Consider the following 14291-nt stretch of genomic DNA (forward strand, 5'->3'; position numbering starts at 1 on the left):
GGCCACGTACCATCATCCTCGTGTATCAGCTCTTCCTGCGCCTCGTCGACCGCCTGCCGATGCCCGGCCTCAAGGCGCAACGACGGTTCGCGCTCGCGGTCCTGCTCTCCCAGGCACTGATCGCCGTCACCGGCTCGGTGGTCCGGGTCACCGGATCCGGCCTCGGGTGCCCCACCTGGCCCAAGTGCTTCGACGATTCACTGCTGCCCATCCCGCAGGACGAGGTGCCGTGGTGGCATCAGGCCATCGAGTTCGGGAACCGGCAGATCGCCGTGTGGATCGTGGTCACCACGTCGATCGCGATCGTGCTGGCGGTGACCCGGGCCCGGCGGCGGCGCGAGATCCTGGTGTACGCGTGGATCATGCCCGCGTCCACCTTCGCACAGGGCATCCTCGGCGGCATCACGGTGCTCACCGGCCTGCGGTGGTGGGTCGTGGGCGCGCACATGCTGGTCTCCTGCGCAATGGTGTGGATCGCCGCCACGCTGTACGCGAAGGTCGGGGAACCCGACGAAGGTACCGAGATCGAGACGGCCCCCGCCGGTGCCCGCCGGCTGGTCAGCATCTCAGCGGCGGTGATGGCCCTGGCTCTGGCCGCAGGTGTGGTGGTGACCGCCGCCGGACCGCACGCGGGGGACCGCACCAACCCGAAGGCGATCGACCGGCTCGACGTGTCCATTCCGCTGCTGACCTCGCTGCACGGCGTACTGGTCGCGACCTACCTCGGGCTGCTGATCGGAGCGGCGGTGCTGATCGCGCGCGGGCCGTCCACGCCGGCGGTACGGCGTCGGCTGAGGATCGTCTTCGCGGTGGTCGCAGCGCAGTCGCTGATCGGGATCGTGCAGTACTTCACCGGGGTTCCGGCCCTGCTGGTGGTGCTGCACGTCGCGGGCGCGATGTCGGTGATCGCCGAGACCGCTCTGCTGTACCGGCTGATGGCGGCGCGGGTGGTGCGCGGCGCGGACCGGCCGACAGATAAGGTGGCGGCATGACTGATCAGGCCCCCGATAGCGTCGTCTCCCGCCTGAAGAGCTTCGCCGCCAAGCACGACGGCGCGACCGCCGTCCTGCAGAACATGGGCGAGGAGGGTGTGCGCATCACCCTCGTCGGTGGCGACGGAGTGATGGGCGATCAGATCGTCGCGAACCCCGCGCAGGCCGAGGACGCCGCCGAGAAGGCCGGTCTGGACACCTCCGAGTGGGACCGCGCGTTGGTCTCCAAGGCCACCACCGAGCCGGGCCACCACGAGCGGATGGCCGGCTACCGCGCTTCCGGCCGCTAGAGCACACGGCATGCGCGCGATCACAGTCACCGAACACGGCGGTCCCGCCGTCCTGGTCCACGGCGAGGCTCCCGATCCCGCGCCCGGTCCCGGTGAGGTCCTGGTCCGGACGTCCGCGATCGGTGTGAACTTCATCGACACCTACTTCCGCGAGGGCATGTACCCCACGGCACTGCCGTACATCCCCGGCAGCGAGGGTTCGGGCACCGTCGTCGCGGTCGGTGCTGGTGTCTCCGGCCGTTCGGTCGGCGATGTGGTCGCCTGGTGCGAGGGTCCCGGTTCGTACGCCGAGCTGGTCACCGTGGCGGCGGACCGCACCGTCGTCGTGCCGGACGGAGTCCCGCCGGAGGTCGCGGCGTCGGTCCTGTTGCAGGGGATGACCGCCCACTACCTGACCCACGACTCGTATCCGGTGCAGCCCGGTGACACCGTCCTGGTGCATGCCGGAGCCGGCGGAACGGGCCTGCTGACCACCCAGTCGGCCACCGCGCTCGGCGCCCGGGTGATCACCACCGTTTCCACCGACGCCAAGGAGCGCCTGTCCCGGGAGGCGGGCGCATGGGAGGTCCTGCGCTACGACGAGGACGTTCCCACGCGGGTTCGCGAGCTCACCGGCGGAGAGGGCGTCGCCGCGGTCTACGACGGCGTCGGGAAGGACACCTTCGAGCAGTCGTTGCTGGCCACCCGCCAGCGGGGTGTGGTGGTGCTCTTCGGTGCCGCCTCCGGCCCGGTGCCGCCGTTCGATCTGCAGCGGCTCAATCCCCTGGGCTCGCTGTTCGTGCAACGTCCCACCCTGGCGCACCACATCGCGACGGCGGACGACTTCTCCCGGCGCAGTTCGGCCGTGCTCGGCGGGCTCCGTGACGGGTCGCTGCGGTTCACCGTCGGCGCGACCTACCCGCTCGCCGAGGCCTCCCGTGCGCACACCGATCTCCAGTCGCGCAGCACCACAGGTTCGGTGGTCCTCGTCCCCTGAGCCACCCGCACTCAGATGTAAGCGGCGTCAACTCTGCGGTAGATTGGCCGCCATGCCCACCAGTTACCACCACGGGGACCTCCCCGGTGCCCTGGTGTGCGCGGCCGTCGAGATCCTCGACGAGCAGTCGGGCGCGAACGACCTGTCACTGCGAGCGGTCGCTCGCCGGGCCGGTGTCTCGACCGCTGCGCCCTACCGGCACTTCCCCGATCGCAGCGCCCTGATCGCAGCGGTCGCCGCCGTGGGCTACCGGGAGTTGACGGCCGCGCTGGCCGCGGCGAGCCCGGCACCGTCGGGTCCGGAGGACCTGGCCGACGTCGCCGTGGCGTACGTGGACTTCGCGCTGCACCGCACGGGCCTGTTCCGGGCGATGTTCGCCGAGCCCTGCACCCCCGATCCGGACCGTGTGGCGGCGGTCGCGGACATCACGGCCTACCTGGAGCGACTGGTGCGGCGCGCCCTACCCGCAGCAGCCGCCCCAGCAACTGCGGACACCGCGACCGCGGTGTGGGCGCTGGTGCACGGGCTGGCCTTCCTGCACCTGGACGGGAAGCTGGATGCCTCGTCACCGGAGGAGGTGCACCGGCGGGTGCGCGCGACGGTGACGGCGGCGCTGCGGGTCGGCTGACCGGGGCGATCACAGCCCGAGCAGTTGCCCGACGGTGCTGTAGTCGAGGATCGAATCCACCGAGAGCGCGCAGAACAGCACCGCCAGGTAGTTGTTCGACTGCAGGAAGACCTTCAGCGGCTTGATCTCCTGGCCGGCCTTGGTCTGCGAGTACAGCTTGTGCACCGCGTACAGGAACCACGCACCGCACAGCGCCGCGGCGACCGCGTAGACCAGCCCGGCGGCGGGGATCAGCAGCAGGGTGGTCAGGACGGTGGCCCAGGTGTACCAGACCATCTGCCGCGCGACCACGGTCTCCGGGGCGACGACGGGCAGCATCGGCACGCCCGCCGCCTTGTAGTCCTCGCGGTACCGCATGGCCAGCGCCCAGGTGTGCGGTGGTGTCCAGAAGAAGATCACCAGGAACAGCACGACTGCGGGCCAGGCGATGGTGCCGGTGGCAGCGGCCCAGCCCACCAGGGTGGGCATGCAACCGGCGGCGCCGCCCCACACCACGTTCTGCGAGGTGCGGCGCTTGAGCAGCATCGTGTACACGAACAGGTAGAACGCGATGGTGACCAGCACCAGTACCGCTGCCAGCAGGTTCGCCATCAGCGACAGCCAGGCGAAGGAAGCGGCCGCGAGCACGATGCCGAAGATCAGTGCGTGCCGGGTGGGAACGGCTCGGCGTGCGAGCGGACGCCGCTCGGTGCGCTTCATCTTCTTGTCGATGTCGGCGTCGGCGACCATGTTCAGCGTGTTCGCCGACGCGGCACCGAGCCACCCGCCGAACAGCGTCGACAGGATCAGCGGCAGGTTCACGTGACCGCGGTCTGCCATCAGCATGACCGGGATGGTGGCGACCAGCAGCAGCTCGATCACCTTCGGCTTGGTCAGCGCGATGTAGGCGAGCACCGTCTGCCAGGCACGGCCGGCCAGCGATGCGGGAGCGGGTGCGGCCACCGAGCGAGCGGTGGGGGTGTTCTCACCGTGCCCGCTCTTGAAAACCATCGTCTGCCGCACTCTTTCCTGACAGGTCCGGACCGGTGGCCGGACGCACTTGTGCCGCGTCCGGGGCTGACCGGACACGAGCCGCGGGACAGATGCCCCGCCGCGGGCCGGCGACCGACCCCGTCTACTACGCACCATGGTAGTCGGCCGTATCCCCACGACCGAATCGGACCGCGTGCCGCGGGAACTACCGGGCCGTTCACGCCGTCCGTGCACCACCGCCGAGTAGGGTTCACAATTGAGCAAGCATCCCCACCCGAGCAGGAGAGTCCGCAAGCCGTGACCAGCACCGCCGAGATCCAAGCACTCACCACGCCGCACCACCCCGCAGACTGGACCGAGCTCGACACGCGCGCGGTGGACACCGCTCGGGTGCTCGCCGCCGATGCGGTGCAGAAGGTCGGCAGCGGCCATCCCGGCACCGCCATGAGCCTCGCTCCCCTGGCCTACACCCTGTTCCAGCGCATCATGCGCCACGATCCGTCGGACACCGAGTGGATCGGCCGTGACCGGTTCGTGCTGTCCTGCGGTCACTCCAGCCTCACCCTGTACCTGCAGTTGTACCTGGGTGGCTTCGGTCTCGAGCTCACCGATATCGAGGCGCTGCGCACCGAGGGCTCGCTCACCCCGGGCCACCCGGAGTTCCGGCACACCAAGGGTGTCGAGATCACCACCGGCCCACTGGGCCAGGGCCTCGCCTCCGCCGTCGGCATGTCGATGGCCTCACGTTACGAGCGCGGCCTGTTCGATCCGGAGGCCGCGCCCGGACAGAGCCCGTTCGATCACTTCGTGTACGTGGTCGCCTCCGACGGAGACATCGAGGAGGGTGTGACCTCCGAGGCCTCGTCGCTGGCGGGCACGCAGCAACTCGGGAACCTGATCGTCTTCTACGACGCGAACCAGATCTCGATCGAGAACGAGACCGATATCGCTCTCTCCGAGGACGTGGCGAAGCGTTACGAGGCCTACGGCTGGCACGTCCAGCACGTCGAGGGCGGCGAGAACGTCACCGCCATCGAGGAGGCCACGGCCGCGGCGAAGGCGGTCACGGACAAGCCCTCGATCATCATCGTGCGCACCATCATCGGTTTCCCCGCACCGAACAAGATGAACACCGGCGGCATCCACGGTTCGGCCCTTGGCGACGACGAGGTGGCCGCGGTCAAGGAGATCCTCGGTTTCGATCCGGCGAAGGACTTCGAGGTGGCCGCCGACGTCATCGACCACGCCCGGCAGCTGGTCAAGCGCGGCCAGGCCGAGCACGAGGCCTGGAACGCGAGCTTCGACTCCTGGGCCAACGCCAACCCCGAGCGCAAGGCCCTGCTCGATCGGCTCGAGGCCGGCACCCTGCCGCAGGGCTGGGACGCAGAGCTCCCGTCCTGGCAGGTGGGAGACAAGGCGCTGGCCACCCGCGCCGCGTCGGGCGCCTTCCTCGCCGCGGCCGGCCAGACCCTGCCCGAGCTGTGGGGCGGTTCGGCCGACCTCGCCGGTTCGAACAACACCACCATCAAGGGTGCCGACTCCTTCGGTCCCACCTCGATCTCCACGCCCAGCTGGAACGCCCAGCCCTACGGCCGCACCCTGCACTTCGGCATCCGTGAGCACGCGATGGGCTCGATCCTCAACGGCATCGTGCTGCACGGCCCCACCCGGCCCTACGGTGGCACCTTCCTGCAGTTCGCGGACTACATGCGGCCTGCGGTGCGGCTCGCGGCACTGATGGACATCGATCCGATCTACGTGTGGACGCACGATTCGATCGGTCTCGGCGAGGACGGCCCCACACACCAGCCGGTCGAACACCTCGCGGCGCTGCGCGCCATCCCCGGACTGAACGTGGTCCGCCCGGCCGACGCCAACGAGACCGTCGCGGCGTGGAAGGCGACCCTGGAGCGTTCCGGTGGCAACGGCCCCACCGGCCTGATCCTCACCCGCCAAGGGGTCCCGATCCTCGCGGGCACGTCCGCCGAGGGCGTCGCTAAGGGCGGTTACGTGTTGGTCGAGGCCGACGGCGGCTCCCCCGACGTGATCCTCATCGGCTCCGGCTCCGAGGTGCAGCTCGCCGTCGAGGCAGCGGAACTGCTCGCCGCCAAGGGCGTCAAGGCCCGGGTGGTCTCCATGCCTTCGGTCGAGTGGTTCCACGCCCAGGACAGCGCCTACCAGGATTCGGTGCTGCCGCCGGCGGTGAAGGCCCGTGTGGCGGTGGAGGCCGGTATCGCCATGTCCTGGTGGCCGATCGTCGGCGGTTTCGGCGAGGTCGTCTCGCTGGAGCACTTCGGTGAGTCCGCCTCGGACAAGGTGCTGTTCGCGAAGTACGGATTCACCGGTGAGGCAGTGGCCCAGAAGGCCGAGAAGTCCATCGAGAAGGCGAACGGGTAGCGGGCGCACCACGCCCGGCACCCTCTAGAAAGGACAGCTGATACCCATGGCTCAGAACCCCAACCTGGCCGCGCTGTACCAGGCCGGTGTCTCGGTCTGGCTCGACGACCTCTCCCGCGGCATGATCGACTCCGGCAAGCTCCTCGAGTACGTCGAGACCGACTCGGTCACCGGTGTCACCACCAACCCGGCGATCTTCCAGGCCGCGCTGTCGAAGGGCACCGAGTACGACGCCCAGGTCGGTGAGCTCGCCGCCGGCGGCGCCGACGTCGACACCACGATCCGCACCGTGACCACCGACGACGTGCGTGCCGCGTGCGACGTGCTGGCTCCGGTCTTCGAGGCGACCGGTGGGCTCGACGGCCGCGTCTCCATCGAGGTCGATCCTCGTCTGGCACACGACACCGACGCCACCGTCGCTCAGGCGATCGAGCTGCACGGGATCGTCGACCGGCCGAACGTGCTGATCAAGATCCCCGCCACGCTGGCCGGCCTGCCCGCGATCACCCGGGTGATCGCCGAGGGCATCTCGGTGAACGTGACACTCATCTTCTCCGTGGAACGGCACCGGCAGGTGATGGACGCCTACCTGGAGGGGCTCGAGGAGGCCGTGAAGCAGGGCCGGGACGTGAGCGGCGTCTATTCGGTGGCCTCGTTCTTCGTCTCCCGGGTGGACACCGAGATCGACAAGCGGCTCGAGGAGATCGGCACCGACGCGGCCCTGGCGTTGCGCGGCAAGGCCGGGCTCGCGAACGCCCGCATGGCGTACGCGGCCTACGAGGACACCTTCGGCGGTGCCCGGTTCGCGGCGATCGAGGGCGCGAACGTACAGCGTCCGCTGTGGGCGTCCACCGGCGTGAAGAACCCGGCCTACCCGGACACGCTGTACGTCGCCGAGCTGATCGCGCCGAACACCGTCAACACCATGCCGGGTGCCACCATGGCCGCGTTCGCCGACCATGGCGAGGTCACCGACGGGACCATCATCGGGCGCGCCGAGGAGTCGGCGCAGGTCTTCGCCGATCTGCAGGGCGCCGGGGTGGACCTCTCAGCGGTCTTCGAGGTGCTGGAGACCGAGGGCGTGGAGAAGTTCGAGGACGCCTGGAACAAGCTCCTCGAAGCCACTGCCGAGCAGCTCAAGGCCGGGGCCTGACCCTGCGATGACGTGGACGAACGCGCTCCGCGATCCGCGGGATCGAAGACTTCCCCGGATCGCGGGGCCGTCGTCGCTGGTGATCTTCGGCGTCACCGGTGATCTCGCCCGTCGCAAACTGATCCCCGCGGTCTACGACCTGGCCAATCGCGGTCTGCTGCCGCCCGGCTTCTCACTGGTGGGTTTCGGCCGGCGACCGTGGTCCGATGAGGATTTCGCGGCGACGGTGCGGGAGGCGGCGAAGAAGCACTCGCGCACCGAGTTCCGGGACGACGTCTGGGACCGGCTGGCCGAGGGAATCCGGTTCGTGCGGGGCGCCTTCGACGACGACGACGCCTTCGACCGGCTGGCACAGACCCTTGCGACCCTCGATCGCACCCGCGGTACCGGCGGCAACACCGCGTTCTACCTGTCCATTCCGCCGGACGCCTTCCCGACGGTGTGCGAGCAGCTCAAGCGGTCCGGGCTGGCCGATCAGTCCGGTGGCTGGCGCCGGGTGGTGATCGAGAAGCCCTTCGGGCACGATCTCGCGTCGGCGCAGAAGCTCAACGCCGTGCTCGGTGAGGTCTTCCCCGAGCAGCAGGTCTTCCGGATCGATCACTACCTGGGTAAGGAGACGGTCCAGAACATCCTGGCGCTGCGCTTCGCGAACCAGTTGTTCGAGCCGACCTGGAACAGCCACTACGTCGACAGTGTGCAGATCACCATGGCCGAGGACATCGGCCTCGGTGGCCGCGCCGGCTACTACGACGGGATCGGGGCCGCCCGGGACGTGATCCAGAACCACCTGCTGCAGCTGATGGCGCTGGTGGCGATGGAGGAACCGACCAGCTTCCACCCGGCGGAGTTGCAGGCGGAGAAGATCAAGGTGCTCTCGGCGGCGTCCCCGGTGCAGCCGCTCAACGAGACCTCCGCGCGCGGGCAGTACGGTCCGGGCTGGCAGGGCAGTGAGAAGGTGCTCGGGCTGCTGCAGGAGGAAGGGTTCAGTCATACCTCCACCACCGAGACGTACGCGGCGATCACCGTCGAGATCGCGTCGCGGCGGTGGGCGGGTGTGCCGTTCTACCTGCGCACCGGCAAACGGCTCGGCCGCCGCGTCACCGAGATCGCGTTGATCTTCAAGCGCGCTCCGCATCTTCCCTTCGACGACACCATGACCGAGGAACTGGGCCAGAACGCACTGGTCATCCGGGTGCAGCCGGATGAGGGTGTGACGCTGCGGTTCGGTTCGAAGGTGCCGGGCAGTTCCATGGAGGTCCGGGACGTGAACATGGACTTCACCTACGGTGAGGCGTTCACCGTCAGCTCCCCCGAGGCCTACGAACGACTGATCCTGGATGTGCTGCTCGGGGAGCCGTCACTGTTCCCGGTGAACGCCGAGGTCGAACTGTCCTGGAGGATCCTCGATCCGGTGCTCGAGATGTGGGCGGCCGGCGGTGCGCCGGAGGAGTACGAAGCGGGCACCTGGGGGCCGGCGTCCGCCGACGCCATGCTCGCGCGCACCGGAAGGACGTGGCGGCGCCCATGATTCTCGACCTACCGGACACCTCCACCCAGGAGGTCTCCCAGCAACTGATCCGTCTCCGCGAGACGGGCGGCGCGGTCACCCTCGGGCGGGTGCTGACACTGATCGTCTCCGCCGACGAGGGTGAGCCCACCGAGAGCGCGATCGAGGCGACCAATGCGGCCTCCCGCGAGCATCCGTGCCGGGTGATCGTGCTGGCCCGGGCCTCGCACTCCGAGCGCACCAGGCTCGACGCCCAGATCCGGGTCGGCGGCGACGCCGGCGCGTCCGAGGTGGTCGTCCTGCGACTGTACGGCGAGCTCGCCGACCACGGGGCCTCGGTGGTGGTGCCCTTCCTGTTGCCGGACACCCCGGTCGTGGCCTGGTGGCCCGGTGCGGCACCGGTGCAGCCCTCCGCTGACAAGGTCGGACGGTTGGCGTCGCGGCGGATCACCGATTCCACCACCTGCCTGGATCCGGTGGACGCGCTGGAGCTGCGCCGGGCCGGGTACACACCGGGCGATTCCGATCTGGCCTGGTCCCGGATCACACCGTGGCGCTCGCTCCTGGCATCGGCACTCGATCAGCCACCGCACGAGGAGGTCACCTCCGCGGTGGTCACCGGACCGGCCGACAGCCCCGGTGTCGATCTGCTGGCGGGCTGGCTGCACGCACAGTTGGCGGTTCCGGTCCGGCGCCGGGCGGGCAGCTTCGAGGTGCGCCTGGAGCGTCCGGGTGGGGCACTGCGACTGGAGTTCGATCAGAACTCGACCGCGGTGCTGGTGCGGCCCGGGCAGCCCGACGGCAGGGTCGCCGTCCGCCGCCGCGGGGTGGCCGACTGCCTGGCCGAGGAACTGCGCCGGCTCGACGACGACGTCATCTACTTCAACGCGCTGGGTGGGGTTCCCGGCGTCGACCGATCGGAGATGCCCTCATGACCGCACCCACCGTTCGGACGTTCGACGATGCCGACGCCCTGGTGGCCGCCGCCGCCGACGATCTGGTCTGCGTGATCGAGCAGGCCCAGGCCGAGCGGGGGTTCGCCTCGATCGTGCTGACCGGCGGAACGAACGGCAACGCCCTCTCAGCGGCCCTCCGGGACAAGCCGATCGACTGGTCCCGGGTGGACGTCTTCTTCGGCGACGAGCGATTCGTGGCCGGAGACGATCCGGACCGCAACGTTCTGCAGGCTCAGCAGGCACTGCTCGACCACGTCCCGGTGCCGCCGGAGAACGTGTACGCCATGCCCGCTTCGGATGCGTTCAGCGGCGATGGAGGCCTTGCGGCGCAGGTCTACGCGAAGCGCCTGCGGGAGAACGCCGTCCGGCGCGGCAACGGTGTCAGCGTCGGGGTTGCGGATCTGGTGCCCCGGTTCGACGTCGAGTTGCTGGGCATGGGCGGTGAGGGACACATCGACTCGCTGTTCCCGCACACCGACGCCGTCCGGGAACGCGACGCCGCGGTGGTCTACGTGCGCGACTCCCCCAAACCGCCGCCGCGGCGGTTGAGCCTGACCCTGCCCGCGATCGGTGCGGGCCGACGGGTGTGGCTGCTGGTCTCGGGCGCCGGGAAGGCGGAGGCGGTGGCTGCCGGTGTCGGCGGCGCCGCACCGGAGGACTGGCCGTGCGCCGGTGCGCACGGCACCGAGGAGACCGTCTGGTACCTCGATGCCGCGGCCGCCGCGCAGCTCGGCTAGGACTGCTCCAGCACGATCGTCGGAACGCCGAGCGCGGGGTCCTTCACCGTGGCGACGCGAGTGCCCGGCTTCGCACCGCGTCGGACCTCGCTGACCGTCAGGCCGAGTCCGGTGAGCCGCTGACGGCTCAGATCGGCGTCGGCGGTGCGCCAGGCAACACCCCACAGCCCGTCCGGTCCGGACGGGTCGACACCATCGCCCTCCTGCAGGATCACCTCCACCAGAAGGCCGCCGCGGCGCAGGAACAGCTGGTGCACGCCCCAGGGCTGGACGCGGTCGAGCCGCAGGTCGAAATCGAGCCCGGCGCACAGGGTGGCGAGGATCCGGTCCCGGTTCGGCGAGGTGAGCACGATGTGGTCGACCGCAGTGATCTCGCTCCCCGGTACCTCGGACGCCGCGGAGGTGGCGGCCAGTCCGAGGTGCAGGCCGTCCGCGAGGGTGGCGGCACCGTCGGCGACGTCGGTGAGCGGCAGGCCCCGTCGCCTCAGCAGTTCAGCGGTGCCGACGGGATCGGTTGCGGCCACCAGCAGACCGGGCCCGTCGGCCCAACCGGGGGCGCCGACGGCCACGTCCAGCGCGCCCACCGTGTACCGGCCGGTGGGCGGGCTCCCGAGCAGCCGGGCGTGTGCCTCGCGAGCGGTCTCCGGGACGTCGAGGATCAGCAGGTCGCGCGATGGTGCGGTCACCCGATCATCCTCCCGCATCCGGCGCGGTGTCGGTCACGTGCGGTCAGGCGGGCCGCGAGTCCTTCCAGGACGTCCAGGCGTCGCCTGCGGCCTTGATCGCGCCCATCCCGGCGGTCGCGGCCACCTCGCCGGGTTCGATCGACGGGGCATCCGCGGCCAGCCGGAAGGCGGTCTTGACCGCAGCACCGTCGTCGACCGCGCGGGTCGCGGTCGCGGCGACCCCGTCGATCGAAGTACCGGCGCGGCGAAGCGCGTCGACCGAGCGGCCGAGTACCGCGAACCGCTGCCCCAGCGCACCGAGCCTGGTGCTGAGCGTGCGCAGCACCGTGGCGAAACGCCGCCCCAGCGCTGCGGCACGCAGCAGGATCGCGTCCGTCGCGCCGGCCACCGACGCACCTGCCGTGGGGACCGACGCGGCCGTCGCCGCTGCGAAGGTGGCGCCCGCCCAGACCACCAGTTTCGACAGCTCGTCCCGGATGAAGGTGCGCACCTCCTCGACCATCGAGCCTGCGAAGGCGACACCGACGGCGGTGGCCCGGGCCGCGGTCGCCAGCGCGTCACTGTGGTCGGACAGGTTCTGCGTCGATCGCCGGTAGGAGTCCGCGTCCACGCCGGTCCATCCGGTGGAGGTGTCGGCGGCGGCACTGCGGACCGCGGCTCCGACGCCGGCCAGCGGCGCGGCGACCCTCTCGGCCAAGGTCTCGGAGACCGCGTCGACGGCCTCGGGATCACCCGATACCGCATCGAGCGCCGACGTCAGGACGGGTACGTGTTCGAGGATCCAGCCGACGCCCGCGCCGAAGAAGGCCCCGATCGGGTCCTCCAGTGCGCTGGTGATCTCTCCGCCGACGGCGACCGCTCCGGTCAACAGCCCCATCGGGCTCTGGTCCGCGACAACGGCTTCGGCCGCGTCGACCACCGCCTCGGCCAGTGGAACTCCGGCCACGCCGTCACCGACCGTGTCGATGACGCCGCCCGCGCTCATGGCCGGACCGTCTGCGAGAGCGCGGCGCCGGCGCCGCCGTCGGCCGCACGGTTGACCGCGATGTTCCGGGCGAACTCGGCTCGGTGCGTCTGCAGCTCCGTGCCGTGCCGGCGCACCGACTCGTCGAGCCGGTCGATCGCGCCGTTGACCAACGGCACCAGCCAGTCGGCGAACAGCGCGCCGTAGTCCATCGCACCGATCCGTGTCGAGGCGGCCGAGCTCGCCTGTTCGACGGTCCCTGCGATCCGTTCCAGCGCCGAGGCGTGCGCGCGGACGGTGTCCGGTTCGATCACGCAGTCGGTCATCGCTGCCCCGTGTACTGATCCCAGAAATCGAGGTCGGGGTGCAGTCGCACTGCTATCGAGTGGACCTCCCTGGCCGCAGCCTGTTCGGCCAGGGAGGCCGCCGTCATGATCGCCGCACTCAGAGCCTCCCCCGAGGACTCCATGGCTCGTGCGCCGATCACCACCCCCGTGAGCCGTCCCCCCATCCCGACGGTGACTCGCACGTCCCCCCGTGCGGCCGTTCCCGCTCCCAATACCCGGGCCAATCGCTCACGGACCTCTTCGGCCCGGTCGAACATCTCGTCCGCCGACTCGGCGTCCGACCAGACCCGCGGTGTCGTTTCCAACTCATCCCCCGATCTTGTTGGTTTTTCTCCCGCATCAATTAGACGCACCGGCTCCCCGTTCGGTTCCGAGCCCGCATCACCGCAGGTACACGTCTTCCACCGCCTTCACCGACCGAGGGAGTGAACAACAGCTCGAATCCGGCGAGGATGCTTGTTTTACCGGTGCGGGTTCTGATTAGGTGGTGCCCATCACGCCACGCAGCCCTCGCCCTGCAGAAAGGTGGTCACCTCATGGCCGCACGCCGCCGCTCGAGCTGGATGAACGACGAGCTCGATTCACTCCGGGACCTCGCGGACAAGTTCCTCGCCAAGGAACTCACACCCAACACCGAACGATTCGCCGAACAGCATCACGTCGACCGGGACCTGTGGAACAAGGCCGGCGAGGTGGGCCTGTTGTGCCTGTCGATCCCCGAGGAGTACGGCGGTGGCGGCGGCGACTTCCGTCACGAGTCGGTGCTGATCGCCGCGCAGGCGCAGGCCTTCGACACCGCGTGGGGCGTCTCACTGCACAACGGCATCGTCGCCCACTACATCCTGGCCTACGGCACCGAGGAGCAGAAGCAGACCTGGCTGCCGAGGATGGCCTCCGGTGAGGCGGTGGGCGCGATCGCTATGACCGAGCCCGGCACCGGCTCGGACCTGCAGAACGTCAAGACCCGTGCCATCAAGACCGGCGACGAGTACGTGATCAACGGCAGTAAGACGTTCATCACCAACGGCCAGCAGGCCGACATCGTGGTCGTGGTCTGCAAGACCGACCCCGATCAGGGCGCCGCCGGCATCTCCCTGCTTCTGGTCGAGGCCGACCGCGAGGGTTTCCGTAAGGGGAACATCCTCAACAAGATCGGCCAGAAGGGCCAGGACACCTCGGAGTTGTTCTTCGACGACGTGCACGTACCGGCGTCGAACCTGCTGGGCACGCAGGAGGGCCAGGGTTTCTACCAATTGATGCAGCAACTCCCGCAGGAGCGGTTGATCATCGGCCAGGCCTGTGTCGCGGGCATGGAGGTGATCTTCGAGGAGACTCTGCGCTACACGAAGGAGCGGGAGGCCTTCGGCCGCCCCATCTTCGGCTTCCAGAACACCAAGTTCAAACTCGCCGAGGCACTCACCGAGACCACGATCGCGCGGATCTTCATCGACGACTGCATCGAGAAGCACATCAAGGGTGAGCTGGACATCCCCACCGTCGCCATGGCCAAGTGGTGGACCTCCGATCGCGCGCAGGACGTGGCCTCGGAGTGCCTGCAGCTGTTCGGCGGCTACGGCTACATGGCCGAGTACCCCGCGGCGCGATTCTGGGTCGACAACCGAGTGCAGATGATCTACGCCGGCACCAACGAGATCATGAAGGAGATCATCGCCCGCACGCTCTGAT

General features: G+C 69.6%; 15 protein-coding genes. 10 read left to right on the top strand and 5 right to left on the bottom strand.

Features of this window, described 5'->3' with window-relative positions; all coding sequences use genetic code 11:
• The first annotated feature begins 14 nt into the window (after positions 1-14).
• The 4 genes from ACYVHG_RS13535 to ACYVHG_RS13550 are packed head-to-tail and all read left to right on the top strand — an operon-like array spanning position 15 to position 2886.
• Positions 15-992, top strand: coding sequence for a COX15/CtaA family protein (locus tag ACYVHG_RS13535; protein ID WP_461168025.1), 978 nt, complete (start codon positions 15-17; stop codon positions 990-992).
• Complete coding sequence (locus tag ACYVHG_RS13540) at positions 989-1282, top strand: hypothetical protein (protein ID WP_461167987.1); 294 nt, start codon at positions 989-991, stop codon at positions 1280-1282. The genes ACYVHG_RS13535 and ACYVHG_RS13540 overlap by 4 nt, the downstream gene beginning before the upstream one ends.
• A gap of 10 nt (positions 1283-1292) precedes the next feature.
• Positions 1293-2258, top strand: coding sequence for a quinone oxidoreductase family protein (locus tag ACYVHG_RS13545; RefSeq protein WP_461167988.1), 966 nt, complete (start codon positions 1293-1295; stop codon positions 2256-2258).
• A gap of 52 nt (positions 2259-2310) precedes the next feature.
• Positions 2311-2886, top strand: coding sequence for a TetR/AcrR family transcriptional regulator (locus tag ACYVHG_RS13550; protein WP_461167989.1), 576 nt, complete (start codon positions 2311-2313; stop codon positions 2884-2886).
• 9 nt (positions 2887-2895) lie between these two features.
• Here the strand turns inward: ACYVHG_RS13550 and ACYVHG_RS13555 are convergent, their stop codons facing one another.
• Complete coding sequence (locus ACYVHG_RS13555; RefSeq protein WP_461167990.1) at positions 2896-3876, bottom strand: heme o synthase; 981 nt, start codon at positions 3874-3876, stop codon at positions 2896-2898.
• 279 nt (positions 3877-4155) lie between these two features.
• On the opposite strand from ACYVHG_RS13555, the gene tkt reads away from it, so the two are divergent.
• The 5 genes from tkt to pgl are packed head-to-tail and all read left to right on the top strand — an operon-like array spanning position 4156 to position 10608.
• Positions 4156-6255, top strand: coding sequence for a transketolase (gene tkt, locus ACYVHG_RS13560; RefSeq protein WP_461167991.1), 2100 nt, complete (start codon positions 4156-4158; stop codon positions 6253-6255).
• Between the two features lie 46 nt (positions 6256-6301).
• Positions 6302-7408, top strand: a complete 1107-nt coding sequence (gene tal / locus ACYVHG_RS13565; protein ID WP_461167992.1) for a transaldolase — start codon at positions 6302-6304, stop codon at positions 7406-7408.
• Between the two features lie 7 nt (positions 7409-7415).
• A complete protein-coding gene (gene zwf, locus ACYVHG_RS13570) occupies positions 7416-8936 on the top strand; it encodes a glucose-6-phosphate dehydrogenase (protein ID WP_461167993.1) in 1521 nt (506 codons plus the stop codon).
• The gene (gene opcA / locus ACYVHG_RS13575) at positions 8933-9850 is read left to right on the top strand and encodes a glucose-6-phosphate dehydrogenase assembly protein OpcA (RefSeq protein WP_461167994.1); all 918 of its coding nucleotides are present in this window, start codon (positions 8933-8935) and stop codon (positions 9848-9850) included. Before zwf ends, opcA begins: the two co-directional genes overlap by 4 nt.
• Positions 9847-10608: a 6-phosphogluconolactonase gene (pgl, locus tag ACYVHG_RS13580; RefSeq protein WP_461167995.1), complete on the top strand. Its 762-nt coding sequence runs from the start codon at positions 9847-9849 to the stop codon at positions 10606-10608. Before opcA ends, pgl begins: the two co-directional genes overlap by 4 nt.
• Here pgl and ACYVHG_RS13585 read toward each other — a convergent pair.
• Genes ACYVHG_RS13585 through ACYVHG_RS13600 form a run of 4 tightly spaced genes read right to left on the bottom strand, consistent with a single transcriptional unit; the run spans position 10605 to position 12910 of the window.
• A complete protein-coding gene (locus ACYVHG_RS13585; RefSeq protein ID WP_461167996.1) occupies positions 10605-11294 on the bottom strand; it encodes a VOC family protein in 690 nt (229 codons plus the stop codon). The two genes, pgl and ACYVHG_RS13585, sit on opposite strands and share 4 nt — an antisense overlap.
• Before the next feature lie 43 nt (positions 11295-11337).
• Positions 11338-12279, bottom strand: coding sequence for a hypothetical protein (locus ACYVHG_RS13590; protein WP_461167997.1), 942 nt, complete (start codon positions 12277-12279; stop codon positions 11338-11340).
• A complete protein-coding gene (locus ACYVHG_RS13595; RefSeq protein ID WP_461167998.1) occupies positions 12276-12584 on the bottom strand; it encodes a hypothetical protein in 309 nt (102 codons plus the stop codon). Before ACYVHG_RS13595 ends, ACYVHG_RS13590 begins: the two co-directional genes overlap by 4 nt.
• The gene (locus ACYVHG_RS13600) at positions 12581-12910 is read right to left on the bottom strand and encodes a YbaB/EbfC family nucleoid-associated protein (RefSeq protein WP_461167999.1); all 330 of its coding nucleotides are present in this window, start codon (positions 12908-12910) and stop codon (positions 12581-12583) included. Before ACYVHG_RS13600 ends, ACYVHG_RS13595 begins: the two co-directional genes overlap by 4 nt.
• Before the next feature lie 231 nt (positions 12911-13141).
• Between ACYVHG_RS13600 and ACYVHG_RS13605 the strand changes: the two genes are divergently transcribed.
• Complete coding sequence (locus tag ACYVHG_RS13605) at positions 13142-14290, top strand: acyl-CoA dehydrogenase family protein (protein ID WP_461168000.1); 1149 nt, start codon at positions 13142-13144, stop codon at positions 14288-14290.
• Position 14291: the final 1 nt, after the last annotated feature.

Source organism: Tsukamurella serpentis, assembly GCF_054780975.1.

Excerpts from the sequence above, each read along its gene's own strand:
- ACYVHG_RS13540 (WP_461167987.1), top strand. The coding sequence starts at position 989 with ATGACTGATCAGGCCCCCGATAGCGTCGTCTCCCGCCTGAAGAGCTTC.
- ACYVHG_RS13545 (WP_461167988.1), top strand. The coding sequence starts at position 1,293 with ATGCGCGCGATCACAGTCACCGAACACGGCGGTCCCGCCGTCCTGGTC.
- ACYVHG_RS13550 (WP_461167989.1), top strand. The coding sequence starts at position 2,311 with ATGCCCACCAGTTACCACCACGGGGACCTCCCCGGTGCCCTGGTGTGC.
- ACYVHG_RS13555 (WP_461167990.1), bottom strand. The coding sequence starts at position 3,876 with ATGGTTTTCAAGAGCGGGCACGGTGAGAACACCCCCACCGCTCGCTCG.
- tal (WP_461167992.1), top strand. The coding sequence starts at position 6,302 with ATGGCTCAGAACCCCAACCTGGCCGCGCTGTACCAGGCCGGTGTCTCG.
- zwf (WP_461167993.1), top strand. The coding sequence starts at position 7,416 with ATGACGTGGACGAACGCGCTCCGCGATCCGCGGGATCGAAGACTTCCC.
- opcA (WP_461167994.1), top strand. The coding sequence starts at position 8,933 with ATGATTCTCGACCTACCGGACACCTCCACCCAGGAGGTCTCCCAGCAA.
- pgl (WP_461167995.1), top strand. The coding sequence starts at position 9,847 with ATGACCGCACCCACCGTTCGGACGTTCGACGATGCCGACGCCCTGGTG.
- ACYVHG_RS13590 (WP_461167997.1), bottom strand. The coding sequence starts at position 12,279 with ATGAGCGCGGGCGGCGTCATCGACACGGTCGGTGACGGCGTGGCCGGA.
- ACYVHG_RS13595 (WP_461167998.1), bottom strand. The coding sequence starts at position 12,584 with ATGACCGACTGCGTGATCGAACCGGACACCGTCCGCGCGCACGCCTCG.
- ACYVHG_RS13605 (WP_461168000.1), top strand. The coding sequence starts at position 13,142 with ATGGCCGCACGCCGCCGCTCGAGCTGGATGAACGACGAGCTCGATTCA.